The sequence below is a fragment of the Amycolatopsis sp. TRM77291 genome, assembly GCF_054166285.1.
This window is the reverse complement of sequence record NZ_JBSZHF010000001.1, coordinates 4,878,577-4,901,971: the sequence shown is the minus strand read 5'-3', so window position 1 is coordinate 4,901,971 and position 23,395 is coordinate 4,878,577. Positions and strand designations below refer to the sequence as shown.

General features: G+C 71.0%; 21 protein-coding genes. 9 read left to right on the top strand and 12 right to left on the bottom strand.

Annotated elements, in window-relative coordinates; all coding sequences use genetic code 11:
- The first annotated feature begins 127 nt into the window (after nucleotides 1–127).
- The gene (locus ACXIZN_RS22655) at nucleotides 128–1,708 is read left to right on the top strand and encodes a SpoIIE family protein phosphatase (RefSeq protein WP_126729799.1); all 1,581 of its coding nucleotides are present in this window, start codon (nucleotides 128–130) and stop codon (nucleotides 1,706–1,708) included.
- Here ACXIZN_RS22655 and ACXIZN_RS22650 read toward each other — a convergent pair.
- On the bottom strand, nucleotides 1,691–2,698 hold the full coding sequence (locus ACXIZN_RS22650) for a DNA topoisomerase IB (protein WP_457956736.1): 1,008 nt from the start codon (nucleotides 2,696–2,698) through the stop codon (nucleotides 1,691–1,693). The two genes, ACXIZN_RS22655 and ACXIZN_RS22650, sit on opposite strands and share 18 nt — an antisense overlap.
- Nucleotides 2,699–2,796: 98 nt before the next feature.
- Here ACXIZN_RS22650 and ACXIZN_RS22645 point away from each other — a divergent pair, with 98 nt between their 5' ends.
- On the top strand, nucleotides 2,797–3,339 hold the full coding sequence (locus ACXIZN_RS22645; RefSeq protein WP_126729798.1) for a type 1 glutamine amidotransferase domain-containing protein: 543 nt from the start codon (nucleotides 2,797–2,799) through the stop codon (nucleotides 3,337–3,339).
- Nucleotides 3,340–3,397: 58 nt separating this feature from the next.
- A complete protein-coding gene (locus tag ACXIZN_RS22640; RefSeq protein ID WP_457956734.1) occupies nucleotides 3,398–3,574 on the top strand; it encodes a hypothetical protein in 177 nt (58 codons plus the stop codon).
- Here the strand turns inward: ACXIZN_RS22640 and ACXIZN_RS22635 are convergent.
- Nucleotides 3,567–3,956 (bottom strand): hypothetical protein, encoded by a 390-nt coding sequence (locus ACXIZN_RS22635; RefSeq protein ID WP_126729796.1) that lies wholly within the window; start codon nucleotides 3,954–3,956, stop codon nucleotides 3,567–3,569. The two genes, ACXIZN_RS22640 and ACXIZN_RS22635, sit on opposite strands and share 8 nt — an antisense overlap.
- 49 nt (nucleotides 3,957–4,005) lie before the next feature.
- Nucleotides 4,006–5,325, bottom strand: a complete 1,320-nt coding sequence (locus tag ACXIZN_RS22630; protein ID WP_457956732.1) for a protein kinase domain-containing protein — start codon at nucleotides 5,323–5,325, stop codon at nucleotides 4,006–4,008.
- A 144-nt stretch (nucleotides 5,326–5,469) separates the two neighbouring features.
- On the opposite strand from ACXIZN_RS22630, the gene ACXIZN_RS22625 reads away from it, so the two are divergent.
- On the top strand, nucleotides 5,470–6,567 hold the full coding sequence (locus ACXIZN_RS22625) for a hypothetical protein (protein ID WP_457956731.1): 1,098 nt from the start codon (nucleotides 5,470–5,472) through the stop codon (nucleotides 6,565–6,567).
- 139 nt (nucleotides 6,568–6,706) lie between these two features.
- On the top strand, nucleotides 6,707–7,537 hold the full coding sequence (locus ACXIZN_RS22620) for an SAM-dependent methyltransferase (protein ID WP_457956729.1): 831 nt from the start codon (nucleotides 6,707–6,709) through the stop codon (nucleotides 7,535–7,537).
- Between the two features lie 116 nt (nucleotides 7,538–7,653).
- On the opposite strand, the gene ACXIZN_RS22615 is transcribed toward ACXIZN_RS22620, so the two are convergent.
- The 3 genes from ACXIZN_RS22615 to ACXIZN_RS22605 form a co-directional block, all read right to left on the bottom strand.
- The gene (locus ACXIZN_RS22615) at nucleotides 7,654–9,537 is read right to left on the bottom strand and encodes a M48 family metalloprotease (protein ID WP_457956728.1); all 1,884 of its coding nucleotides are present in this window, start codon (nucleotides 9,535–9,537) and stop codon (nucleotides 7,654–7,656) included.
- Between the two features lie 170 nt (nucleotides 9,538–9,707).
- Nucleotides 9,708–10,541, bottom strand: coding sequence for an aldo/keto reductase (locus tag ACXIZN_RS22610; RefSeq protein WP_457956727.1), 834 nt, complete (start codon nucleotides 10,539–10,541; stop codon nucleotides 9,708–9,710).
- Between the two features lie 28 nt (nucleotides 10,542–10,569).
- Nucleotides 10,570–11,751: an MFS transporter gene (locus ACXIZN_RS22605; RefSeq protein ID WP_457956726.1), complete on the bottom strand. Its 1,182-nt coding sequence runs from the start codon at nucleotides 11,749–11,751 to the stop codon at nucleotides 10,570–10,572.
- Nucleotides 11,752–11,894: 143 nt separating this feature from the next.
- Between ACXIZN_RS22605 and ACXIZN_RS22600 the strand changes: the two genes are divergently transcribed.
- The 4 genes from ACXIZN_RS22600 (at nucleotide 11,895) to ACXIZN_RS22585 (ending at nucleotide 14,849) form a co-directional block, all read left to right on the top strand.
- On the top strand, nucleotides 11,895–12,347 hold the full coding sequence (locus ACXIZN_RS22600; RefSeq protein ID WP_192745876.1) for a MarR family winged helix-turn-helix transcriptional regulator: 453 nt from the start codon (nucleotides 11,895–11,897) through the stop codon (nucleotides 12,345–12,347).
- A 92-nt stretch (nucleotides 12,348–12,439) separates the two neighbouring features.
- Complete coding sequence (locus tag ACXIZN_RS22595) at nucleotides 12,440–13,897, top strand: amidohydrolase (RefSeq protein WP_457956725.1); 1,458 nt, start codon at nucleotides 12,440–12,442, stop codon at nucleotides 13,895–13,897.
- A 39-nt stretch (nucleotides 13,898–13,936) separates the two neighbouring features.
- Nucleotides 13,937–14,341, top strand: coding sequence for a hypothetical protein (locus tag ACXIZN_RS22590; RefSeq protein WP_457956724.1), 405 nt, complete (start codon nucleotides 13,937–13,939; stop codon nucleotides 14,339–14,341).
- Between the two features lie 43 nt (nucleotides 14,342–14,384).
- Nucleotides 14,385–14,849, top strand: a complete 465-nt coding sequence (locus ACXIZN_RS22585; RefSeq protein WP_457956722.1) for a DUF2127 domain-containing protein — start codon at nucleotides 14,385–14,387, stop codon at nucleotides 14,847–14,849.
- Between the two features lie 9 nt (nucleotides 14,850–14,858).
- Here ACXIZN_RS22585 and ACXIZN_RS22580 read toward each other — a convergent pair whose 3' ends face one another.
- From ACXIZN_RS22580 to ACXIZN_RS22555, 6 genes are all read right to left on the bottom strand, one after another.
- Nucleotides 14,859–15,557, bottom strand: coding sequence for a PP2C family protein-serine/threonine phosphatase (locus ACXIZN_RS22580; RefSeq protein WP_457956721.1), 699 nt, complete (start codon nucleotides 15,555–15,557; stop codon nucleotides 14,859–14,861).
- Nucleotides 15,558–15,784: 227 nt separating this feature from the next.
- Entirely contained in the window at nucleotides 15,785–16,606 is an 822-nt protein-coding gene (locus ACXIZN_RS22575) for a hypothetical protein (protein WP_457956719.1), read from the bottom strand.
- Between the two features lie 43 nt (nucleotides 16,607–16,649).
- On the bottom strand, nucleotides 16,650–18,506 hold the full coding sequence (locus ACXIZN_RS22570; RefSeq protein ID WP_457956717.1) for a glycosyltransferase family 39 protein: 1,857 nt from the start codon (nucleotides 18,504–18,506) through the stop codon (nucleotides 16,650–16,652).
- A gap of 4 nt (nucleotides 18,507–18,510) precedes the next feature.
- Nucleotides 18,511–19,764 (bottom strand): glycosyltransferase, encoded by a 1,254-nt coding sequence (locus ACXIZN_RS22565; protein ID WP_457956715.1) that lies wholly within the window; start codon nucleotides 19,762–19,764, stop codon nucleotides 18,511–18,513.
- Between the two features lie 74 nt (nucleotides 19,765–19,838).
- On the bottom strand, nucleotides 19,839–21,686 hold the full coding sequence (locus tag ACXIZN_RS22560; RefSeq protein ID WP_457956713.1) for an ArnT family glycosyltransferase: 1,848 nt from the start codon (nucleotides 21,684–21,686) through the stop codon (nucleotides 19,839–19,841).
- A gap of 4 nt (nucleotides 21,687–21,690) precedes the next feature.
- Complete coding sequence (locus tag ACXIZN_RS22555; protein WP_457956711.1) at nucleotides 21,691–23,223, bottom strand: sensor histidine kinase; 1,533 nt, start codon at nucleotides 23,221–23,223, stop codon at nucleotides 21,691–21,693.
- Nucleotides 23,224–23,395 lie beyond the last annotated feature (172 nt).

Here is a 23,395-nt window from a genome sequence, read left to right as displayed (position 1 = left end):
TGTCGACCCTCTCCACCACGCATGCCAAGCCATGGTCGTCGCATCAGCGTGCCATGATTCGACCTACACTTCGAGCCAGTCCGCCCGCTCACACTGCGCTACCCGCAAGGCAGGAGGAGGTCCGGGAATGGTGTCACGGCCCGCCCCGGCCTCGACGTCGCTCCCCTCGGAGTCGTCGCCCCCGGCGAGCGAGGGAGCCCTGCCCGAATCCGGGCGGTTCTGGCGTGAGCTGCTCGAAGACGTCCGTGACGCGGTGCTCGTGCAGGACGTCGGCGGCGCGTTGCGCTGGTCGAATCCCGCCGCCCGCGAGCTGTTCGGCGGCGGCCGCCCGGTGCTCACCGCGGAAGGCCCCGACGTCGGGCATGTCGAGCACACCGGCCGCCGGTTCCCGGCGCGGATCCGGACGCTGCCCGGCGGCTGGCACGCGTGGACGGTGACCTCGGCGGTCGCGGCCGACGGCCCGCGCGTGGACGGTTTCCTCGCCGCTTCAGCGCCCAGGCTCGCCTCCGCGCGGGGCAGGCACGGGACGGCGAAGGTGATCGCCGAGGTCGCCGCGGCCGAACTCGCGGACTGTGTCTTCGTGCTGCTGCCGACCACTCGCGGCCGGTGGGAGTGGTGGAGCTGCGATCACCGCACCACCCACGGGCACGGCCGGATCAGGCGTGTCCCCGCCCAGCTGGCCCCGGTACTCGCCGGCACCTTCGCCTCCACGGACGAACTCGAAGCCAAGGCGGTCCCGGAGGAGGAGATCGCGGCCCTGCCCGCGATCGTCGCGGAACGGCTCGCCGTCCATTCGTCGGTGACGGTCGTCTCACTGGGCTTCGACGGCGGCTCCGGAGGAGTCACCGGCGCGGTGGTGCTCGGCAGGCGCGGCGCGCCCGCGTTCGGCGAGGACCACCCGCGGGCGGTGACCGAGTTCGCCCGCGCCGCCGGGACGGCACTGGCGAACGCGCACCGCTACGCCCGCCAGGAAGAGGCCACGCGCGGCCTGGAGACCACGCTGCGCCCGACGCCGCCCCCGGACGTCCACGGCGCCAAGTTCGACGTCTGGTACGAGCCGTCGGGCGGACTGCTCGACGTCGGCGGCGACTTCTACGACGTCCTGCCGCGTGAAGGCGGCGGCGCGATGTTCGTCCTCGGCGACGTCTGCGGCAAGGGGGCCGAGGCGGCCGCGCTCACCGGCCGCGTCCGGCAGACCCTCGCCGCGCTCGACCTCGTCGAGCACGACAACACGACGTTGCTGAGCCTGCTGAACTCCCTGCTCATCACCGGCGGCAGCGGCCGGTTCGCCACGCTGGTGCTCGGTTCGGTGCTGGCGGGCGAAGACGATCTGGGCGTCACCCTGGCCTCCGGAGGGCATCCGGCGCCGCTGGTGGTGCGCCGCCGCGGCGGCGTCGACGAGATCACCCTGCCCGGCACGCTGGTCGGGATCTCCCCGCAGGCCCGGTTCGCCGAGACCGCCATCCGGCTGGCCGAGGGCGACGTCTGCCTGCTCTACACCGACGGGATCACCGAAGCGCGGCATCACGAGCGACCGTCGGACCTGTTCGGGGACGAACGGCTGCGTGACCTGCTGGCGGGCTGCCGGGGGATGTCCGGCCGCGAGGTCGTCGCCCGGGTTCGTTCCGCGGTGCGGGAATGGCTCGGCAGCGGAACGCACGACGACATCGCCGTCCTCGCCATCGAAGCCTCACGCCCCGTTCAGTAGCCGCACCACCGCCCGCTCCACGATGTCGCGGGCCTCGTCGGGACTGTCCGCCTTCGCGGCTCGCCGTACCGCGCGGGCGACGGTCAGGTCCCGCCGGTACGCCTCGACCACCCGAGGGTCCACATAGGACCGTCGCGCCACGGCGGGCGTGTTGCCGAGCCCCTCGGCGACTTCCGTCATCACGGCCTTCTCGACCCGCTTCAATCCTCGTTCGCTGGAAGGCTTTTCGGTGTCCGCGAAGGCCGAAGCGGCCAGGACGGTGGCGTTCCAGGTGCGCAGATCCTTGGCGGTGAAACCGTCGCCGACGATTTCCCGGAGCCGGTCGTTGATGTCGTCCGCTTTCACCTCGTGCCAGCCGTCACCGCTGCGGTAAGCGAGAAGGCGCACGTTGCCGCCCCGCACCCGCCGGAGGGAGCGGACCAGCCGCACCAGGGACTCGTCCCGCAGCCGGACCTTCCGCTGGATGCCGTGCTTCGCGGGGTAGTCGCACACCAGGCATTCACCGCGGAGTTCGACGTGCTCGCACAGCAACGTCGCCACCCCGTGGGTGCCGTGCTCGTCGGCGTAGCTCTCTCCGCCGGTGCGGAAGACCCCGAGGTCGATCATCCGCAGGGCGCCGGCGAGCACGCGTTCCCGTTTCAGGCCACGGGAGTCGAGATCTTCCCGGACCGTCTCGCGCAGCTTGGGCAGCTTCCGCGCCAGCGCGAGGACGCGATCGTGTTTCTCCTCGTCCCGGGCCCGTCGCCATTCGGGGTGGTAGAGGTACTGCTTCCGTCCGGCGTCGTCGATCCCGACCGCCTGGATGTGGGCGTTCTCGTGCGGGGAGATCCACACGCGCCACCACGCGGGCGGTATCGCGAGCGCGTTGATCCGCTCGATCGTCTCCGCGTCCTTCAGCGGCTCGCCGTCCGGGGTCAGATAGCCGAAGCCACGACCTCTGCGCCGCCTCCGGATACCGGGGGACGCCAGGTCCGCTCGCCGAAGTCGCATGCGGGCAGATACCCGCCGCGGCGGGAGTTCATACCCATGGTTCGGCGGTCGCGGTCCGGGGTAGTCCGAAAGCGACTACGACCCCAGGAGGGAACCCGATGGCGACATCGCTGAACGGACGCCGCGTGGCCATCCTCGCCGCGGACGGCGTGGAACAGGTCGAGCTGGTCGAGCCGCGCAAGGCGGTCACCGACGCCGGTGCGACGGCCGAAGTCGTCTCGCTGGAGCCCGGCGAGATCCAGGCCATGAACGGCGACATCGACAAGGCGGAGAAGTTCACCGTCGACCGGGTCGTCAAGGACGTCACGGTCGCCGACTTCGACGCGCTCGTGCTGCCCGGCGGCACGATGAACCCGGACAATCTGCGCGCCGACGAGGACGCGGTCCGCTTCGTGCGCGACTTCGTGAACAGCGGCAAACCCGTCGGCGTGATCTGCCACGGGCCGTGGACGCTGGTCGAGGCCGACGTCGTCCGCGGCCGCACGCTCACGTCGTACCCCAGCATCCGCACCGACATCCGCAACGCCGGCGGAACCGTCGTCGACCAGGAGGTCGTCACCGACGGCAACCTGACGTCGAGCCGCAATCCGGACGACCTGCCCGCGTTCTGCGCCGAGATCGTCACCCGATTCGCCGGATAAACGAGTGGCGCGCGTCACAGAAGTGGGGGATCGTGGTGGCGGGGAAGGAGGTGCCGCGATGACCGTGCATGCCAGACGCTACGGCCGCTGGTGCCGTGAGCATTTCGAGACCGAGCACCAGCCGGAACGGACGGAGCCCGCGGAGACCACGGCCGCCCCGGAGGTCACCGACGCGCAGGCCGAACAGGCTCAGGCGGGTGACGCCCCGGAGGCGAGACCGGGCTCGCTCAACTGAGGGAGCGCCGGTACCAGACCCGCTTCGGGCCGGGGAGGCCGATCCGCGAGACCAGGTCGGTCACCACGCCGCCGATGATCAGCCACAGCAACGCGGCGAGACCGTCGTTGAACAAGGTGCGGAGTTTGAGGCCGTCCGGGGTGAACAGGTTCCGCAGGCCGAGTGAGACGGCGCGCGACCATTGGTCGATCAGCTGTGCGAACCCGTTCCCCGGGTTGGCTTCGCCGAACACCAGCAGGATGTGCACGATCAGCACCAGCGCGGAGATCCAGCACACCGCGTGGACGACGGCGTTGACGACCCGCACGACGCGGATCCTGCCGGGTGTCCGTTCGACGATCTCTTCTTCCTGCGGCTCTCGCGGGTCGTTGATGTAGGTCATCGCCGTCTCCCATCATCGTCCACAGTGGACACCCGTACCGTGCGGTCGCTCAGCCGGGTGGACCGGGCTTGTTGCTCTTCGTCGCCGGCGGGCCGGGCTTGGTCTTGCTCGGCTTGCCCGAGGTGCTCTGCCGGTCGCTGGCGGCGGTCGTGTCCCTCGGTGCCGAGGTGGCCTCGGTGCTCCGGGCGCCTGTCGGATCCGCGCCGGAAGCCGGGACCGCTTCGGTCACCACGACGGTGCCGTTGCTCGCCTTCGGGCCGCGGGTGGGCACCTCGACGGCCTCCGAAACCTGCGGTCCCGGGCCTGCCACCGGTCCCGACGTGCTGGTCACCGCCGGGGGAAGCATCCCTTCCGGCCGCGCCGGCGCGGGCGTACCCGTCTGGTTGAGGGCCAGCATGACACCGAGGGTGATCGCTGCGGCGGGCGCGCTGACGGCGGCGACCACCGCCGCCCGCTTACGGGTGGCGGGCGCGAGACGGACCACCTTCGTCCCGGTGGAATCCTCCAGCAGGATCCGGGAGATGGCCGCGGCCGTCGGACGCTGCGCCGGTTTCCGCGCGGTCATCCCGCGCAACAAGGTCGTCATGGTCACCGACAGCCCGCCGGGGATCCGGGGTGGCCGGTGCAGCCTGCCGACCGCGGCCTCGACCGGCGTCCCGGTGTACTCCCGCTCACCGGACAGGCATTCGAGCAGGACGAGGCCGAGCGAATAGATGTCGGCGGGCGGGCCGACGTTCTCGCCGCGGACCTGTTCGGGCGCCATGTACGCCGCCGTGCCGACGACGCCGCCGGTTTCGGTCACCCTGGTCGCGTCGAAGGCGTGCGCCACGCCGAAGTCGCCGATCAACGGGCCGTCGCCGTCGATCAGGATGTTCGCCGGTTTCAGGTCACGGTGGGTGATGCCGTGCGCGTGGACGTGGGCGAGCGCGTCGGTCAGCCGGGCGGCCAGCTCGACGACCTCGTCCTGGGGAAGCGGGCCGGACCGCAGGCGCTGGGCCAGGTTCGGGCCCTCGACCAGGCGCATCGTGAGGTAGGTGTAGCCGTCGTCGGAGCCCGCGTCGTACAGCGGGACGAGGCCGGGGTGGCGGACCGCGCTGAGGGTCTGGATCTCCTGCTCCCGGCGGCGCTCGTCCCTGGCCATCGTGTCCGCGTGGAACAGTTTCAGCGCGACTTCCCGCCCTTCGCGCAGGTCCCAGGCGCGGAAGACGCGCGCGGTCGCGCCGCGGCCGAGCAGCTCACGGACCTCGTACCGGCCGGCGAGCCTGCGCGGCAGATGGTCCGGGTCGTGGACGTTCAGGCTGAACCGGCGCTGAGTGGTCCCGGGGTCTTCTTCCTCATCACCACCAGCACGCGCACCCGCGTCGTCCATCGGTGCTACCTCCGTCTCACCGGCCGAACGCCGTATACCCGGTCCGGCCCCGGGCGAAACAAGGTTTGCGAGAGTACCGGAGATGATCTGGGGGTTCACCCCGAACGGCGGGCAACCGGGGCGGGGGCCGGACGTCCCGTGGTCATGAAGCCGAACCGGTGGGCCGCGCTCGCCGCCACCGCACTGACCGCCCTGGCCGTCTTAACCCCGCCCGCCGCCGCCGGCTCGCCGGTGCCCGAGGGTTTCGCCCCCGCGTCGACGAGCTGGACCGGGCCGCGGCACGGATTCGTCCTCGGGTTCTCGCCGTGCGGGAAACCCGGATGGTGCGCTTCGCTGCTGGCGACCACCGACGGCGGGAAGCGGTGGCGCCGCGTCGGTGATCCGCCGATCTCCTTGCCGGACAACCACAATCAGGTCAAACTCACGGTGATCGACGGGCGCGACGCGTTCCTTTCCGACGGCACCCGGCTGCTCGCCAGCCACGACGGCGGCGGCAAGTGGTCCGAGGTCCGCCTCGCCGGCGTGCGGGAACCCTTCTATATTTCGAAGATCGCCGAATCTGGGCCGCGGGTGTTCGCGATGGTCACCGGATTCGGTACCCCGTCGACGACGACGCTGTACGCCGGGATCTCCGGCACGCGGTTACTCCTGCCGGTCCCGGGCTTCACCGTCACCGGCTCTTCGACCTACGGCGACATCGCGACCAGCGGCGGGATCCAGGTCTCGATGGGGGCGGACCACCGCGTCCAGAAGTACTGGACGTCGTCGGACGGCCTGACCTTCACGGCCGCGCCGCCGCCCTGCCCGGCGGACACTTCGGCCTCGTTGAGCGGTGTCCGGCGAGGACAGGTGCTGGCACTGTGCAGCGGGGGGCCGGGGACGCCGCAACCGGGCGCTACCGTCCGGCGGCTGTGGCGCGCGCCGAAGCTCGGCGGGCATTTCACCGGGACGGCGCAGGCGCCCACCCTCGGGATCGACCAGAGCTTCAGCGCGGCTTCGCCCACGGCGGCGACCGTCGCGGCGGAAGGTGGCGGCACCGGATTCCTGCACAGCACCGCCGACGGCGGATCGACCTGGACGACGACCGTGCTCAGCGGCCGCGGCGTCTGCCTCAACGATCTGGACTTCCCGGACGAACGGGTCGGCGTGGTCGTGGACGGCCTGCCCGACGCCGAGGGCGGGTCCGCCGTGTACCGCACCACCGACGGCGGAGTCACCTGGCGCGAGCTCGTCTTCGGGTGATCGGCGCAGGTAGGCAAGGCCCTTGGGGAGGTTCACGGGACAGCACGCCATGTCGTAATCTGTGTACGGTCCGTCGATGTCGAGGGAGCCGTGGGCGCGTTCGCGCGGCCCGTGCGCGGCTGAAGGGTGGAACGTGTCCATGACTTCGGACGAGGTCCGGTCTGTGCCGAGGCGCCCGCTCCCCCTCGACTACAGCAAGCCCAACCTCGCCCGGATGAAGGACGTCCTTCTCGGCGGGCACGACCACTACGAGGTCGACAGGCGGGCGGTCGAGGATCTGCTCGCCATCGCCCCCGACGCGGCGGCGATGGCCAAGGAGTTCCGCTCCTGGGCGAACCGGGTGGTCCGGTTCCTCGCCGGCGCCCGCGGGATCGACCAGTTCCTCGACCTGGGCTCCGGACTGCCCACCTCGGAGAACACGCATCAGGCGGCGCAGCGGTACAACCCGGACGCGCTGGTCGTCTACGTCGACCACGACCCGGTCGTCCAGGCGCACGGGCTGGCACTGCTGGAAGACCTGCTCGTCCACGTCAGCGGCGCCGATCTGACCGATCCGGAGCAGACCCTCGCCGATCCGGTGGTCGCCGAGCACATCGAGCTGGACCGCCCGGTCGCGGTGATCCTGAACTCGGTGCTGCACCACATCGAAGACCTGGACGAGGCGCGGTCCGTCGTCCGCGCGTACGTCGACGCGATCGCGCCCGGCTCCTACGTGCTGATCACCCACGACTTCACCCCGGGTGAGGGCGCACGCGGCGCGCTCGCCCGGAAGCTCGACGACCTCATGGCGAGCACCGGGCACCGCACCGTGCACCGCGGCCGCGAGGAGATCGAGTCGCTGTTCGACGGGCTGGAGGTCTTGGAGCCCGGCGTCGTTCACCTGCACGAGTGGTGGCCCGAGGGGCCGCGGCTCGCTCCGCTGTCCGAGCTGAACCACCTGAGCCTCGGCGGGGTGGGGATCAAGCCTTAGGGCGTCGTCTGGGGCTGCCACTGGCGTGCGTGTCGCGAAAGCCACTTTCGGGACATCAGGCGTCGCGAAAGTGGCTTTCGCGACGTGGGCGAAGCGAGACCGAACCCGAAAGCGCGTCAAGACCTCAGCGAGGCGAAGAGCGCCGTCAGTTCGTCGTGCGCGGTCCCGAAGTCCTCGGTGTTGCCGGTGAAGGCCAGTTCCAGCGTCTCGCCGTCGGACAGCTCCAGCGTCAGGTACGCGGTGAGCTTCCGGCGGGGGAAGCCGCCCGCGACGATGTCCGAGAACGGGATCCGCCGGGCGCCCGGTTCGGCGCGCAGATCGTCGAGGCCGCGCTCGCGCAGCTTCCGGATCCGCTTGCGGTCCGACACACCGCGCGCCCCGATCAGCCCGGCGAGGCCGCGGCGGATCAGCACCGAGCGCGCCATCGGCAGCAACACCACTTCGGTGTCGCAGACGATCAGGTCGTAGAGCTTCCGCTTGGCCTTGAGCGCGGTGAACATCCCGAGCATCCGTGCCTCGGCGGGATCCGGCTCCGGCTGGGGTTCCTGCTTGCAGAAGTACCCGGCGGGCACGCTCAGCAGTTGCAGATTGTGGACCAGTTCGTCGACCGCGCGCGGGCTCCGCACCGCCGGGCCGACCAGTTCGGCGACGTCGAACGGCTCGCCGTCGCCGAGGCACAGTTCCCAGCCGCCGCCCCAGTTCAGGCGGTGCGCGGCGACGCCGTTGTCGATCATCGCGGCGGTGACGGTGTCGGCGAACAGTTCGGTGAGCAGTGCGAGGCCCTCCTCGCGGGACGGTGCCCGAAGGGGTTTGGCGAGCGCGTCGGCGTCCCCGTCGCGCAGCACCCGCACGACCTCGCCGATCGTGCCGCGCGGCGCCAGCCTGCTCTCGATCCCGGCCGCGGTCAGCAGCCTCGCGCCCTCAGCCACCGACGCGCGGCCCGCGCGTTTCACGACTTCGTCCCAGTCGGCGCGCGGTCCGACGTCGCGGACCAGCACGTTCAGTTCCGCTTCGGGCACGTCGATCTTCGGCGCGCCCAAAAGCGACCAGCCCGGCCGCGCGTCCGGCTTCACCGGGTTGTCCGGCACGCCGGCCAGCGCGGCGATCCGCCGCTTCGTGGGCGGATGGCTGTCGTACTTCGACAGCTCCTCACCGTCGATGATGTCGTCGGCGTACTCGGTCACCCAGTCCCGCTGGACGGGGTGATTGAGGTACGACCGGAACCCCAGCAGGACGGCGGGAGTGCGCCGGGCCGCCGCGCCGAGCGAGAGATAGCGCTCCGAGTAGTCCTTCCACAGCGGGCTCAGCGTCGCGACCTTCCGCAGCGCCGCGGCCGCCGTCCGGCTGCCCGCCGCGAGCACGGACGCCTCGTCGGCCTGCAGTTCCTGCCGCCGGTTCGCCGATCGCGCGATCAGGAGGTACAGCTTCGAGTACGCGGAGAGCAGGGCCTTGGCGGGGCCGCCGTCCAGCCGGTCGACGGTGAAGGCGAGCGTCTGGGTGCCGCGGTAGGTCAGCGCGAGCAGCCGGGTGTGGCCACCGCTGTAATGGCCGAGTTCGTGCGCGAGCACCGCGCGCAGTTCGCTCACGCTCAGCGCGGCCATCAGGGGCAGCCCGATCAGCATCGTGCGGCGGCCCGGCCGCAGACCGAGGAACCGGGCGTCCTCGGTGACCGCGGCGTTGATCTCGCCGATCAGCACGATCTCGTCCGGCGGCCGCGTCTTCACCTGGGCGGCGAGGTCGTCGATCATCCGCCACAGCGCGGGATGCGCTTCGCGGTCCAGCCGCGGCCCTTCGATCGGGGGACGCCGTGCCCGCAGCGCGCTCACCAGCCCGAAGCCGAGCGCGATCATGATCGCGAGCCCGCCGAGCATGACGTAGGTGCCGATCTTGCCCTGGATCCGCAGGCCCGCCAGCACACTGGCGACACCCACCGCGACGACCACCACTGGGAACGCCACGAGCAGAAGTGTCGCGAGGACGGCGCGTCCTCGGGCCTGCATCGTCCGGTTACCTCTTTTCGCACCAGTGCCGTCTGTGCGGCCGAATAGTAACCGGCTACGCAGCGGGCTCGGGCGAGAACGAAGCGCTACGCCCGCGACCTGCGACAGCCCGAAGCCTCGTGAGTGGTAAGGACGGTTAGAACCGTCCTTACCACTCACGAGGCTGATGACTAGGCGACGTTGAAGGTGTCGGGATCCGGCCCCGTCCGCTCACCGCGGTCCAGCACGGACAGCGAAGCGATGTCCTCCTCCGACAGCGTGAACCCGAAGACGTCGAGGTTCTCCTTGATCCGCGACGGCGTCACGGACTTCGGGATGACGACGTTGCCGAGCTGCAGGTGCCACCGCAGGACGATCTGCGCCGGCGTGCGGCCGTGCTTGGCGGCCAGCGCGGTGATCGCGCCCTCGCCGAGCAGGTCGCCGCCCTTGGCCAGCGGGCTCCACGCCTCGGTCGCGATGCCGTGCTTCGCGTCGAATTCGCGCACCGCGGCCTGCTGCAGGTACGGGTGCACCTCGACCTGGTTGACCGCCGGGGTCACCGAGCCGGCGTCGAGAAGCCGTTCGAGATGCGCGGGCTGGAAGTTGGACACGCCGATCGCGCGCACCCGGCCGTCGGCGTAGAGCTTCTCGAAGGCCTTCCACGTGTCGCGGTAGAGATCGCGCTCCGGCGTCGGCCAGTGGATGAGATAGAGGTCCAGCTGCTCGAGGCCCAGCTTGGTCATACTGGCGTCGAACGCCTTCAGCGTGGCGTCGTAGCCCTGTTCGCTGTTCCACAGTTTGGTGGTGATGAACAGCTCGTCGCGGGCGATCCCGGACTCGGCGAGCGCCTTGCCGACGCCCGCTTCGTTGCCGTAGACGGCGGCGGTGTCGATGCTGCGGTAGCCCGCGTCCAGCGCGGCCTTGACCGCGGCGGTGGTCTCCTCGTCCGGCACCTGGAAGACGCCGAACCCGAGCTGCGGCATCTCCACCCCGTTGTTGAGCTTGACGGTGGGAATGTCGGTCACTTGCTTTCCTTTCGTGGGTATTTGCGGGTCAGGCGGCGGGGGCCAGTTCGGCGCGACGAGCCTTTCGCCGCCCGTGGTCGAGCATGCCCGAGATGACCGCGACCAGCAGTCCGGCGAGCGCGAGCGCGGCGCCGATCCAGTTGGGCGCGGTGTAGCCGAGGCCGGCGTCGATGGCCTTGCCGCCGAGCCACGCGCCCCCGGCGTTGCCGAGGTTGAACGCGGCGATGTTGGCCGCCGAAGCCAGCGCGGGCGCGCCTTCGGCCTTGTTCATGACGCGGGCCTGCAGCGGCGCGACGGTCGCGAAACCGGCGGCGCCGAAGACCGCGATGGTGATCGCGGCGGGGAGCTGGGCGTGCGCGGTGAAGACGAACACGACCAGCACGGCCGCGAGCACGGCGAGGATGACGTACAGGCTGGGCATCAGCGACCGGTCGGCCGCCTTGCCGCCGAGCAGATTGCCGACGAACAGGCCGCCGCCGAACAGCACGAGCAGCCAGGTCACCGCGCCGGGGGAGAAACCGGCGACCTCGGTCATCATCGGGGCGATGTAGGTGAAGGACGCGAACACCCCGGCGAAGCCGAGCGCGGTCATCGCCAGCGCGAGCCACACCTGCGGACGCCGGAACACGGCCAGTTCGCTGCGCAGCCCGGCGCTCTTCGTCGTCGCCTGAACGGGGACCAGCGCGAGGATCCCGATCAGGCCGATCACGCCGAGCGCGCTGACCGCCCAGAACGTCGAACGCCAGCCCAGCGCCTGGCCGAGCGCGGTCCCGGCGGGCACTCCGAGGACGTTGGCGACGGTCAGCCCGGTGAACATCATCGCGATGGCGCCCGCCTGCTTGTTCGGCGCGACCAGCGAGGCGGCGACGACCGCGCCGACACCGAAGAACGCGCCGTGCGAGAGCGCGGCGACCACGCGGCCGGTCATCAGCAGGCCGTAGGTGGGGGCCAGCGCCGAAACGACGTTGCCGGCGATGAACAGGAGCATCAGGCCGACCAGGACCGTCTTGCGCGGCACCCGCGACGCGAGCGCGGTCAGCAGCGGGGCACCGACCACGACGCCCAGCGCGTATCCGGAGATCAGCAGTCCGGCGGAGGGGATCGAGACGCCGAAGTCGCCCGCGACCTCGGGCAGCAGGCCCATGATCACGAACTCGGTGGTGCCGATACCGAAGGCACTGATCGCCAGTGCGAGCAGAGCGGCAGGCATTGGAGGCTCACTTCTTCCCGTAGAGTGGTGTTGTCTGGCGTTGGCAACTACGGGCGTCTGAAATAGTTGCACGCGCCGTATATTGCACACGCTTGATGATGCATGACGCAACGAAGCTCGGGCAACCGGGGAAGAGGTGAACCGTGTCACTGGCCGACGACGCCGTGGAGGCACGCGCGCAGGGCTGGCGGACCCTGGCCGCACTGCACGCGCGGATCGAGGACGCGCTGGAGCGCGCGCTGGCGCAGCAGCACTCGCTGTCCGTCAGCGAGTACACCGTGCTGGACGTGCTCGCCCGGCAGGACGGTTTCCACCTGCGGATGAACCAGCTGTCGAACGCCGTCGTGCTCAGCCAGTCGGCGACGACCCGGCTGGTGTCGCGGCTGGAGGACCGGGGGCTGCTGCAGCGGTACCTCTGCCCGGACGACCGGCGGGGGATCTACACGGAGGTCACGCCGTCGGGGCAGGAGCTGCTCGCGGCCGCCCGGCCGACGCACGACGCCGTGCTGACCGAGGCTTTGGCCGCCGCCGAGGAACTCCCCGAACTCGCGCCTTTGGTCGCCGCGCTCGGAAAGCTCACCTTCGCCCGCTCCTGACGCCCTGCGTTTCGTCCTCTAAATGCGGTAGTCGGCATCGCGAACCACCGCATCCAGAGGACGAAACGCGGAAGGGCTGGCAAGGTGAAGGCGTGGACGATCTTCTGTTGCGCCGGGTCCGGGTCGGCTTGGCGGGTTCCCTGTCGGACGTGCGGATCGAGGGCGGCCGGATCGCGGCCATCGCGGGCCCGGGGCAGGCGGGTGAGGCGTCGGAGATCCTGGACGGGCACGGCGGCACCCTGCTGCCCGGCCTGGTCGACGCGCACGTGCACACCGCCCAGTGGTCGGCCGCGCGCCGCCGGATCCCGCTGGGGGACGCGACTTCCGCCGCGCACACGGTCGAGCTCGTGCTGGCACACCTGCTGGCGAATCCCGCGCCGCCCGGCGAGCTCGTGCTCGGCGCCGGGTTCCGCGACGGGCTCTGGCCCGACGCCCCGCACAAGGATCTGCTGCAGAAGGCGCTGCCCGGGCATCCGGTCGCGCTGTTCAGCGCCGACCTCCACACGCTGTGGCTCAGTCCCGCCGCGCTCAAGCTCATCGGCCGCGAGCACCCGACCGGGGTGCTGCTGGAGAACGACTGCATGAGCGCGACGGCCGAACTCCCGATCGCTCCCGAGGACGTCGTCGACGGCTGGGTGGCCGACGCCCTCGACGCGGCGGCCGCCCGCGGCGTCACCAGGATCGCCGACTACGAATACGCCGACACGGTCACCGACTGGCGGCGACGGCAGGCGCGGAGACCCCTGCCGGTCCGGGTCTCCTGCGTGATCGCGAAGTACCTGCTCGACACGGCCATCGAACGCGGCCACCGTTCCGGAGACGTGCTGGAGGACAGCGGCGGGCTGCTCACGGTCGGCCCGTTCAAGCTGTTCGTCGACGGTTCGCTGAACACGCGCACCGCGTACTGCGTGGGTCACTACGCCGGAACCGAGTCCCACGGGCTGCTCGAACTGCCGCCCGAGGAGCTGGAACCGTTGATGCGCAAGGCGTCCGGGCACGGCCTTTCGCCCGCGGTGCACGCGATCGGCGACCACGCCAACAAGATCGCGCTCGACGCCTTCGCGAAGGTCGGCTGCGCCGGCCGCATCGAGCACGCGCAGCTGTTGTGCGCCGAGGACGTCGCGCGGTTCGCCGAGCTGGGTGTCGTGGCGAGTGTGCAGCCCGCCCATCAGCCGGACGACCGCGACGTCGCCGACCGGCACTGGCACGGCTGGACCGACCGTGCCTTCCCGTACGGCGCCCTGCATCGCTCCGGGGTGACGCTGGAGTTCGGTTCGGACGCGCCGGTCGCGCCGCTGGACCCGTGGGACGCGATCGCGTCGGCGGTCAGCCGCACCGACGACGAGCGCCCGCCGTGGCATCCCGAGCAGGCCATGCCGCTGGAGGCCGCGCTCGCCGCGTCGTCCGGTGGCCGGACGTCGGTGGCCGTCGGGGACGTCGCGGATCTGGTCGTCACCGCGGTGGATCCGGCGCGGCTGTCCCCGGCCGGGCTGCGCGACATGCCCGTCACCGCCACGATCATGGACGGGCGTGTCACCTACGCGTCCTGAGTCTTTCCTTGCGGTGGCGCAACGCCTTAATGGAAGGGCATGGATCACCGACTGCTCGACCGGCTCCGGGACCTCCACGGCTCCTTGGGCACCGACATCGGCGTCGTCACCCGGATGGTCGAGGAGGACATGCCGCGCGCCGACGTCCTCCGTGATCTCGGGGAACGGCTCACCGACCTCGGCACCGCACTGCTCGCCCGTTCGGACGACGTCAACGCCGGCGTGCTCGCGAAGCTGCCGGACGACGGCTGGCTGCCCGAAGCGGGAGAGCGCCACCGGGCGCTGCTCGTGGCCCACCACGTCGGAGAGCGGCCGCTGCGCTGCGGGCGGATCTATCTCGCCGTCTGCGGCGCGCCGTGCTTTCCCTTCTACGGCAGGGACCGCTCCCGGCGGACCGCCCGGCACGAGCGGTGCCCGGCCTGCCGGGACCGCCTGTTCCGGTGACGGCGGCTGCGAGTGACGGCGGGGTGCGGCAGGGTGAAGCGACATGAGCACCGAAAAGCTGTTCCGGATCGCCATCACCCTGAAGGGGCTGGACGGCGCATTGCAGCTGTTGGGCGGGCTCGTCCTGCTGATCGTGCCGGCGTCGCTCATCTCCGGTTTCGCGCACGCCGTCGTCACCCGTGACCTGCTCGGCGACCCCGAGGGGACGCTGGCCCGGCACCTCGAACTCGCCGCAGGTCACTTCGCCGAAGGCCGGACGTTCGCCGTCGTGTATCTCGTGGCGCACGGGCTCATCAAACTCGGCCTGGTCTGGGCGCTGGCGAAGAAGGTGATGCGGGCGTACCCCGTCGCCGCCGTGGTGCTTTCGGCGTTCGTGGTCTACGAGATCTTCCGCGCGTTCCACACCCACTCGCTCGCGCTTCCGTTCTTCGCCGCCCTCGACGTGGTGATCGTCGTGCTGGTCCTGCGCGAGTACCGGCAGCTGAAACGGGATCGCGTCGCGGCCTGACCGCCCGGTTCAGGCCGCGACGCGAAACTTTTCCGTGGTGACGTCCGCGCCGGGCGGATCCACCACGAGCGCGGTGGCGTTGTCGGAGCCACCGAGCGAGATCGCCGTCCGCACCAGCTCGGTGGCCGCCCTGTCCGGCATCCCGAGGATGTCGAGCATGGTCGGCCCGCTGAGCGTCTTGTGCACACCGTCGCTGGTGAGCACGAGCCCGCCGGTCGTGACGGTGGCCGTGCCGATCTCGTGCGCACCGGCCGTGCGGACGCTGGTGGTGACGACGTGTTCCATCCGCGGTGTCACGGGTTGTCCGTGGTCGCGGAAGTACTGCGCGAGCGTATGGTCCTTCGTCACCTGCCGCACGGTGTAACCGTCCCAAGCGTACGCCCGTGCGTCCCCGACCCACGCGATGCCATACCCCTCGTCGGTCCGCACGGCCACGACGAGGACGCAGTCACCGGCCTCACCGAGCGCGAGCACGGCCCGCTGAGCAGCGAGAACGGCCCCGGCCGCCCCCTGCTCGACCGGTGTCCTGGAGGCCGCCGAGGCGGCCGTCCGGGCCGCGCGCGCCGCGTTCGGGTGATCTCCGACTCCATCGGCCAGTGCGAACACGATCCCCCGGCCGGCCGGGGCCGCGTACGCCGCGACGGCGTCCGCGTTGTGTTCGCGCGGCCCCTGCGCGCTCGCCGTGTGCCAGTGCGGAAGTTCCCTCATGGTCTTCTCCTCACCCCTGGGTAAGTGATTCCCTGCTTCCAGGGTGCGCCGTGAACCTGTGGGCGACCTGAGGGTTCGGTGTCGGGCGCCTGTCGGTCCGCTCTCGTGCTTGAAGGCGTAACTCACGTGATCAGAGACGTAACTCGCGTGCTTGGAGGCGTCACACGCGAGTTACGCCTCCGATCACGCGAGTTACGCCTTTAAGCACGCGAGTTACGCCTTGGCGGTCAGCGCAGGCGCGTGATCAGCGTCCGCAGCCAGCTCTCCGCCATCGCCGGTTCCTTCCGCAGATGCCGCACCAGCAGGTCCCGCCCCGCCTTCGAGCGGCCCGCCTCGACGATCGCGACCGCCTCGGCCAGCCCCTGCAGCCGCTTTTCCGAATGCTCCGGCGCGCGGCCGTTCTCGTCCGACCAGCGCGGCCGCGGGAACGACGCCGTGAGCTTGGGCTGCGTGTTGCCGAAGTAGAGCCAGACCGGCTCGGCGAGCGAGATGTTCCGGACGCCGTTCGCGGGCAGGTCGGCGGGCCAGCCGAACTGCTGCTGCCAGCGGAACGCCGTCGGGCTCGTGTCCTCGCGGATGGTGATCCCGACGAACCGGAGCCGTCCCCGGATGATGCTCCAGGCCTCGCGTTCGTCCTCGATCCAGCGCCGCAGGAATCCGTAGAGCTCGGTGAACGTCTGTCCTGTGTAGACGAGGTCGACGAACACCTTCGGCCGCCCGCGGGCCAGGTCGTGCGGGCTCAGCCCCATCGAAGCGAGATAGCCGCGCAGAGTGTCCACATCGGACTCCTTCAGTCCGGTGTAGGCCCCTGCGAACGACAGCGGCAGCTGGTGGATCCTTTCCCGCCAAGGGGTTCCGCTCAGCAGATCGTGCACGCTGTCGGCGGAGCGCCCGACGAAGTACAGATCCGCGTCACCGGCGCGGGCGATCACCTTCGCGGCGCATTCGATCAGCTCGTCCAGGAACCACAGCGACGGTTTTCCGGCGCGTTCCAGTAGCGTCCCGAGCTGGTCGGGGCGCACGAGATCCCAGCGGTACGGCCGATTCATGCCGTCCAGGATTCCCGTGCGCCCCAACGTTGTCGACGGAATTTCAGGAGAGCAGGTGGTACACCGTGTGCTCGCCGACAGTGGTGGCACTGAAGTTCTCGGCGACCCATTCGGAGATCTCGTTCGAGCCGCCACCCGGCCCGCCGCCGCGGCCGCCTTCGACGTAGTAGGTGATGTCGCCGTTTGCCACGTACTCCTGGAATTCGGCCAGCGTCGGGGCGGGATCCCCGCCGCTCCAGCCGCCGATGCCGATCACCGATTTCCCGCTCGCGAGTTCCAGGTTCGCCGCCGATTGCGAACTCGTCGTCGCGGCGGCCCATTTCGTCGTGGTCGCGGCGAGCGCGGCCCCGATCTCCGCGGACGAGCCTTCCTCTATTCCCATGCCCATCCCCATTCCCCGTTCGCCGCCGGTCGCCGGGCCGGAGAGCGGGATGGAACCGGAGTGCGCCTGCGAAGCGGTCTCGATGCCGTACGCGGTGGTGCCGAGCCCGGCGGTCAGGACGGCGGCCGCCGCGACGACGGCGACGAGTTTGCGTGCCGGCGGGACACCCACCAGCACGACGGTCGCGGTCAGCAGGCCGAGCCCGGCGATGATCCAGCGCAGCGCGGGCAGCCAGCCGGCGTCGCGGTCCAGCAGAATGTACGCCCAGACGGCGCTGGCCGCGATCATCAGCGACAGGAACACCCGAGGCGCGAGATACGCCCGGCCGCGCCACAACGCGGTCCCGGAGATCGCCGCCACGGCGGCGATCGACGGCGCCAGCGCGACGGCGTAGTACGGATGCACGATGCCGCTCATGAAGCTGAACACCAGCGCGGTGACGAGCATCCAGCCGCCCCACACGATCAGCGCGGCCCTCGTCCGGTCGGTCCCGGCGGCCCGCCGGGTGAACCACAGCCCCGCGACCAGCCCGATCAGCGCCGCGGGAAGCAGCCACGACACCTCGCCGCCGAAGCTCGCGCCGAACATCCGGGTCAGGCCGCTCTCCCCGCCGAAACCGACGTTCCCGCCGCCGGAGCTGACAGCGCCCCCGGGGCCGACCATCACGCCGCCGCCACCCCGGCCGAAGATCCGGCCGAGTCCGTTGTAGCCCAAGGCCAGTTCGAGCAGGCTGTCACCGTCCGAGCCCCCGATGTACGGACGCGAGTCCGTCGGCCAGAGATCGACCAGCGCGATGAACCAGCCCGCCGAGACGACCACGGCGACCACCGCGCCTGCCAGGTGGAGCAACCGTTTCCCGAGCGACGCCGGCGCCGCGACCAGGTAGGCGAGCCCGAACGCGGGCAGCACCAGGAACGCCTGCATCATCTTGGTCAGGAAGCCGAACCCGATGGCGACACCGGCGAAGGCCAGCCAGCGCGGGCTCGCCTTCTCGATCGCGCGGATCGTGCAGTATCCGCCGGCGATCAGCAGCAACGTCAGGAACGCGTCGGGATTGTTGAACCTGAACATGAGCGCGGCGACCGGGGTGACGGCGAACGCCGCCCCGGCGAACAGGCCGGCGACGGGGCCGGAGGTCCGTTTCACCGTCAGGTACAGCAGGCCGACCGAGGCGACGCCCATCAGCGCCTGCGGGGCCAGCACGGTGAAACCGGAGAAGCCGAAGATCCGGGCGAACGCCGTCGTCACCCAGAGCGCGGCGGGCGGTTTGTCGACGGTGACCACGTTCCCGGCGTCGAGCGAGCCGAACAGCCACGCCTTCCAGTCCTGCGTGCCGGACTGCACCGCCGCGGCGTAGAACGAGTTGCCGTAGCCGGAGGCGGTCAGGTTCCAGAGATACAGCAGCGCGGTGGCGGCGAGCAGCCCGAAGACGGCGGGCCGGACCCACCGGCCGGGTGGTTTCGTGGCGCTTTCCCCGGCGTGGCCGGGGTCCACCCGGGAAGCGAGTGCGGTGGTCATGGGGTCAGCTCTCCATCTCGGTGGCGGGGCGGCGGCGGAACACCCAGCCGCGCAGCAGCAGGAAGCGCAGGACGGTGGCCGCGAGGTTCGCGAGCACGAGCGCGGTGATCTCGAGCGGCAGGCCTGGAGCCGTCATCGTGTGCAGCAACGCCAGCGCGCCGCTGGTGAGCGCGAGCCCGAGGCCGAACACGATGAGACCCTGGAACTGGTGCAGCCCGGCGCCTTCCCGGCCGCGGATGCCGAACGTCAGCCGCCGGTTGAGCGCGGTGTTGCCGATCGCGGTCACCAGCAGCGCGACGAGATTCGCCGCCTGCGCGCCGGTGAACGTCCGTAGCAGCAGGAAGAGCACGAGGTAGGCGATGGTGCTGGCGACGCCGACGGCGGCGAACCGCACCAGCTGCCGCACCAGGCTCGGCGCCACGCCCGGCGCCTGTATCCGGATCGGCGCGCGGCCGAGTTGTTCGCGCAGGCCGCTGATCGGGATCCGCCCCGTCATCGTCGCCTTGGCCAGCCGCGCGATCCCTTTGAGATCGGCGGTCGCGGTGGCGATGATGTTCACCGACGAGTCCGGGTCGTCCACCCAGTCGACGGGGACCTCGTGGATCCGCAGCCCGGCCTTCTGCGCCAGGACGAGCAGTTCGGTGTCGAAGAACCAGCCGGTGTCCTGGATGTGGGGGAGCAGCCGCTCGGCGACGTCGGCGCGGATGGCCTTGAAGCCGCATTGCGCGTCGCTGAACCTCGCCGCCAGCGTGCCGCGCAGGATCAGGTTGTAGCAGCGGGAGATGAACTCCCGTTTCGGCCCGCGCACCACCCGCGCGCCGCGGGCGAGCCTGCTGCCGATGGCGAGGTCGGAGTGACCGGACAGCAGCGGCGCGACGAGTGGTCCGAGCGCGGCCAGATCGGTCGAGAGGTCGACGTCCATGTACGCGAGCACCGGAGCGTCCGAAGTGGACCAGACCGAGCGCAGCGCGCGGCCGCGGCCCTTTTCGTCGAGGTGGCGGACTTCGACGTCGTCGAATTCGCGGCTCAGCCGTTCGGCGACGCGCAAGGTGCCGTCGGTGCTGGCGTTGTCGGCCACGGTGATCCGGAACGGATACGGGAACTGCTCCACGAGATGCGCGCGCAGGCGCCGGACGCACGGCTCGAGGTCGGTTTCCTCGTTGTAGACGGGGATGACGACGTCAAGCACGGGGGAGCCGTCCGGGGCGATGGCGGGGCGGCGGCCGGAGTCGGCGCCGGAGAGGATCGCGGTTGTCATGGTGTCAATCTCGGTCATCGCGCTGAGGTCGCCTTGTGTCCGAGCTGTGCTGTCGCTGTGTCCTGTCACGGGATTCACCGGCTCAGGTCGTAGGCGGTGACACCGTCCACAGTGGTCGGTGTGAAGGTGTCCGCGACCCAGGCGGCGATCCGCTCGGCGGCGTCGCTGCCGCTCTCCCCGCGCATCATCATGCCTTCCCCGAGGAAGTAGTGGATCTGTCCATTTCGGACGTACTCCTGAAACCGTTCCAGTGTGGGGGCGGGGTCCGTGCCGTTGAACCCGCCGACGGCCATCACCGGGGCCCCGCTTCCCAGCTGGTAGCCCGCCGCGTTGTTGGAGCCCACGGTCGCCGCCGCCCAGGTGTACTTCGCACTGTCCCGCCGGATCAGGGCGGCGAGTTCCTCACCGGGCAGGCTCGTCCCGAGCAGTCCGCCGCCGCCCATCCGCATACCCCGGCCCAGATCCGGCCCGGCGGAGGGAAGCGCGCCGGAGTGCGGGGTGGCGGCCGTCGCGACCGTGTACGCGCCGGTGCCCGCGAGAACGGTGACCAGTGTGCCTGCCGCGAGCAGACGCCTTGCCGCGCCGGGCAATCGCGAGGCGAAGAACACCAGGAACGCGCACAGGAGACCGGCCACGAGGATCGCGATCGACAGTCCGGGAAGCCAGTCGGGTCGCCGGGACAGCAGGAGGTACGCCGTCAACGCGGTCAAGCCGATTCCCGCGCTCAAGGTGCCCGCGGCCGCCGGATTCCCCCGTGCGCGCCACAACCGGGTGCCCGCGATCCCGGCGAGCGCGGCGATCGCCGGGGCGAGCGCGATCGTGTAGTAGGCGTGGATGATCCCGCTCATGTAGCTGAACACCAGGGCGGTCACCAGGAACCAGCCACCCCAGACGATCAGCGCCGCCCGCCCGCGATCGGTGCGCGGGGCGCGGCGGGTGAACCACAGCCCGGCGGCCAGCGCGACGACGGCGGCCGGAAGCAGCCACGCGATCCCGCCCGCCATCTCGCTCCCTAACAACCGGTCCCAGCCCGTGCCGCCCCAGCCGCCGTTGGGGTTTCCGCCGACGCTGCCGACCTCGTCGCCGGTGATACGGCCGAGGCCGTTGTAGCCGAAAGCCAGTTCCCACAGGCTGTTCTCCTGTGAGCCGCCGATGTACGGCCGGTCGGCGGCCGGCCACAGCGCGACGACGGCGAGGTACCAGCCTGCCGACAGCAGTGTCGCGCCCAACGCTCCGATCAGGTGCAGCAGGCGGCGGCCCACCGTCGCCGGAGCGGCGATCAGGTAGGCGAGTCCGAACGCGGGCAGCACCAGGAACGCCTGCAGCATCTTGGCGAGGAAACCGAATCCGACGGCGACCCCGGCCAAGGCCAGCCAGCGCGGGCTCGCGTTCTCCAGCGCGCGGACGACGCAATAGGCGCCCGCGGTCAAGAGCAGGACGAGCAGCGCGTCGGGATTGTTGAACCGGAACATCAGCGCGGCGGCCGGGGTGAGCGCGAGGACGGTGCCCGCCAGCAGTCCCGCGGCCGGACCGGAAGTCCGGCGCACCGCGGCGAACAGCAACGCCACCGAACCGACGCCCATCAACGCCTGCGGCACCAGGACACTCCACGCGTCGACGCCGAACAAGCGCGTGGAAAGGCTCATCACCCACAGCGCGGCCGGTGTCTTGTCGACCGTGATCGCGTTCGCGGCGTCGCTGGAACCGAAGAACAACGCCTTCCAGCTCAGCGACCCGGCCTGTGCGGCCGCGGAGTAGAAAGCGTTGGCCCAGCCGGATTCCCCGAGATTCCAGAGATACAGGACGGCGGTCGCGAGCAGCAGCGCGGCCACGGACGGCCGGACCCAGCGCGGATCGGCCGGTCGGTCCCGGGCGGAGGGGGCGGTTCGATCGGCTTCGTCGCGGGAGGCGAGGAGGGTCATGGGCTCAGCGTCGGGGCCCGACCTGGGGTGTGGTTGTGCCGGAGCTGTGCACCCGCTGTGAGGATCCGATCACCGGCAGCTGGACGGCGAACTCGGTGTGTCCCGGACGGCTGTGCACCTCGATCGAGCCGTGGTGCGCCACGACGATGGCCGACGCGATCGCCATCCCGAGCCCGGTGCTGCCCGCCGTCCGGGACCGGGAGGAGTCGCCGCGGGCGAACCGTTCGAACACGCTCGGCAGGAGTTCGGGGGCGATACCGGGGCCGTCGTCGGTGACGGTGAGCACCGCGGCCCCGCCGTGCGAGCGGGTCAGCGCGGTGATCACCGTGGTGCCCGGCGGGGTGTGCGTGCGCGCGTTGGACAGCAGGTTCGCCAGAACCTGGTGCAGGCGCTGGACGTCACCGCGCACGAGCACGGGAACCGGTGGGAGCCGCAGTTCCCAACGGTGCTCCGGACCGGCGACATGCGCGTCGCCGACCGCGTCCGCGGCCAGCCGGGTCAGGTCGACCTCGCCCGCTTCGAGCGGGCGGCCCGCGTCGAGCCTCGCCAAGAGCAGAAGGTCCTCGACCAGGGTCGTCATCCGCGCGGCCTCGGACTGGATCCGGGCCATCGAATGGGCGATCTCCGGCGGCGCCAGCGCGCTGCCGCGGCCCGCGAGTTCGGCGTATCCGCGGATCGCCGCGAGCGGGGTGCGGAGCTCATGGCTCGCGTCGGCGACGAACCGGCGAACCCGGGTCTCGCTGGCGTGCCGTGCTTCGAGCGCCCGCGCGATATGCCCGAGCATGAGGTTCAGGGCCGAACCGACCTGGCCGACCTCGGTCCGCGGATCGGTGTCGATCTCGGGCACCCGCACCGAAAGCGCGACCTGGCCGCGGTCGAGCCGCATCGCCGACACCCGGCCCGCGGTCGCCGCGACCCGGTCGAGCGGCCGCAGCGTGCGCCGGACCGCGAACGCGCCGAGGAACCCGGCGCCGGTGACCCCCGCCGCCGCGACCCCGAACAGGATCCACCGGACGGTGGTCAGGGTGTCGTGCATCGGACCGAGCGGAAGCCCGGTGACGACCACGCCGCCGGGAATCGAGACGGCCTGCACGCGGTAGTCGCCCAGCCCGCCGATCGTCAGCGTCATCGGCGGCCGGTCCGCCGGGATCGAGAACAGGCCGGACTCCTGCTCGGCTGAGAGCCCTTGCGGAAGTCCTTGCACGGTGAGGACTCCCGCGTAGAGCACGCGGTCGCCGGACACGCGCACGCTCAGCGTCCCGGAGGCCTGGCCGGGCGCGTTGAGCGGATCGGGCCCGAGACCGTCCTCCGGCGGCCGGCTCGCGAAGTCGTGGGCGCGGGCCGACGCGGCCGAGAGCTGGTCGTCGATCTGGCGGGTGAGGAACGACCGCAAGGCGATCTCGCCGGAGACGCCGATCACCAGGCAGACGAAGGTGAGCAGCAGCACCATCGAGCCGGTCAGCTTGGCGCGCAGAGAAAGCCGCCCGGGCCGGAACCACCGGCGCGGGCCGGTGGTCGGGACCGGACCGGGTGCCATGACACGAGCGTGCGCCGTGGTCGTATGCGCGCGTTGTGTCCCGCCTGTGAGCCCGCTGTGTGCCTGGGCGGCGGGAGGCCTTCACTGCCATCGGGCGTGCATTCCTTGTCGCGAAAGCCACTTTCGGGACATCAGACGTCCCGAAAGTGGCTTTCGCGACACGCCTTTGACC